Here is a 2,277-nt window from a genome sequence, read left to right on the forward strand (position 1 = left end):
GCGCGCACTTGTTTCTACACGATCCGGGTGCAACCAGCTGATCTATCTCGGGAAAACGTGGGGAAACCTCAGGGTCAGGTTCCGTGTCGTCAACGACACCCAGGTGGATCCGGAAAACCCGCAGCGTCGGTTTTCGCAGCGTCAGCTGGTCAAGTGTCTGCAGGACGGCGCCAAGCGTTTCGAGTGGTCCAAGCGCAAGGCCAAGCCGGCCAGCACTCGCGATGGTCGCTGGTTGGTCGGCATTGGCGTGGCAGCAGCATTGCGTAATTCACCGGCAATGACCTCCGGCGCGCGCATGCGCCTGGAGCAGGGCGGCCGCGTGGTTGTGGAAACCGACATGACCGATATCGGCACCGGTTCCTACACCATCATTGCGCAGACCGCTGCGGAAATGATGGGCGTGCCATTGAATTGGGTAGACGTGCGTTTGGGCGATTCCAGCTTTCCGGCATCGGCCGGTTCCGGCGGTCAGTGGGGTGCCAATAGCTCGACGGCTGGCGTGTATGCAGCGTCAGTGAAGCTGCGCGAAGCGGTCGCCAGGCAACTCGGTCTTGACCCGGCCAACGCCGATTTCGCCGACAGCCATGTACATGCGGGCGGCAAGCGCATCGCGCTGGGCGATGCCGCAGCCAACGGCGCGTTGGTGGTGGAAGACAAGATCGAATTCGGTGACTTGTCCAAGACGCATCAGCTGTCGACCTTCGGCGCGCACTTCGTTGAGGTCGGCGTGGATATCGCAACTGCTGAAGTACGCATCCGTCGCATGCTGGCAGTGTGCGCGGCCGGGCGCATTCTCAACCCCAAATCCGCGCGCAGCCAGGTCATCGGCGGCATGACCATGGGTGCAGGCGCAGCCTTGATGGAAGAGCTGGCGGTCGACAAGCGTCTGGGCTTGTTCGTCAATCACGACCTGGCCGGTTATGAAGTGCCGGTGCATGCGGACATCCCGCATCAGGAAGTGATTTTTCTCGAAGAAAGCGACCCGATATCTTCGCCAATGAAAGCCAAGGGCGTGGGCGAGTTGGGTATCTGCGGCGTCGCTGCGACAATCGCCAATGCTGTCTAAAAAGCAACCGGCGTACGTGTGCGTGATTATCCAGTCACGCTCGACAAGCTGCTGCCGCACATGCCCGAGTTGCTGCGCGCGTGAGTACGCTGGTCTCCCCGATCACGCATGCGGCGCCGGCCGAGCCGACGTGGCCGGCATGGCCTAGCTACGCACTGCACGACGATTTGCTGCCTTCACTCACTGCCTGGCATCGGGCAGGGCAGGGCGTGGCGATCGCGACGCTAATCGACGTGCAAGGCTCTTCGCCGCGTCCGCTGGGTAGCGATATGGCGATCAGCGCCGATGGTCGTGTTGCCGGTTATGTCTCTGGTGGTTGCGTGGAAGCGGCGGTGACGCACCAAGCCATCGCAGCCTTGCGCGACGGTCAGCCGCGTTGGCTCGATTACGGCCAGGGCAGCGAGGTGCTCGACATCCAGCTCAGCTGCGGCGGACGCATCGGCGTGCTGGTCTGGCCGGTGCCCGATCTGGGCGAGCATCTGGCGCGCTGGCGCAATGCACGTCAGCACCGCAGCGCCTTCCAGGTAGCGCTGGATCGACATTCCGGCGTGGTGCGTTATCCGGCGAATACGCACGATGTGCGTGCCAGCGAATTTCTGCGCACGCATCGGCCGCCATTACGACTGGTGTTGGTCGGCGCCGATCCTACGTTGCTGGTGTTGGTGGCGTTGGCCAGCCAGATGAGTATCGAAGTGCGTGTGCTGCGACCGCATGGTCCCAGCCAACCACCGCCCGGCCTGGGGCCGGAACACTACGATCGCCGCGCGTTGAGTGGCGCTCTGCAGGACCTCTCTCTGGACGCCGACAGCGCCTTGTATAGCCTGGCCCACGACAGCGACAGCGACATTGATCTGCAGGTCGCACGTCGCGGGCTTGCATCCAGCGCCGCCTGCATCGGCATTCTGGGCAGCCGGCACAAACGCCAAGCGCGACTGCAGGCACTGCGTGCGCTCGGCCACGACGATGTAGCGTTGGCGCGGTTACGACTGCCAGCCGGCTGGCGCATGGGGCGCTCGTCTCCGCACACCATCGCGCTTGGCATCATCGCCGAGGCCACGCAGGCGGTGGCCGATCTGCAGGCTGCTGGAGTGGGCAGCAGTGGTTCTGCTAGTGGTATTGCTGCGCGAATTGCGTAAGGGCACCTCGAACAACCAAGTCGTAGCCGTGGTGACACGCACTGGATGATGACCATACCTTCAAAAAATCAGCGA

The 2,277-nt window shown here is 63.2% G+C and carries 1 protein-coding gene and 1 pseudogene; both read left to right on the forward strand.

What is annotated here, in order from left to right:
- Nucleotides 1-73: 73 nt before the first annotated feature.
- Nucleotides 74-1,150, forward strand: a pseudogene (locus XpopCFBP1817_RS20465) (molybdopterin cofactor-binding domain-containing protein); the annotation flags it as partial.
- The gene (locus XpopCFBP1817_RS20470) at nt 1,147-2,202 is read left to right on the forward strand and encodes an XdhC family protein (protein WP_128418464.1); all 1,056 of its coding nucleotides are present in this window, start codon (nt 1,147-1,149) and stop codon (nt 2,200-2,202) included. The pseudogene XpopCFBP1817_RS20465 and the gene XpopCFBP1817_RS20470, both read left to right, overlap by 4 nt.
- Nucleotides 2,203-2,277: the final 75 nt, after the last annotated feature.

This window comes from Xanthomonas populi, assembly GCF_002940065.1.
Classification (GTDB): domain Bacteria; phylum Pseudomonadota; class Gammaproteobacteria; order Xanthomonadales; family Xanthomonadaceae; genus Xanthomonas; species Xanthomonas populi.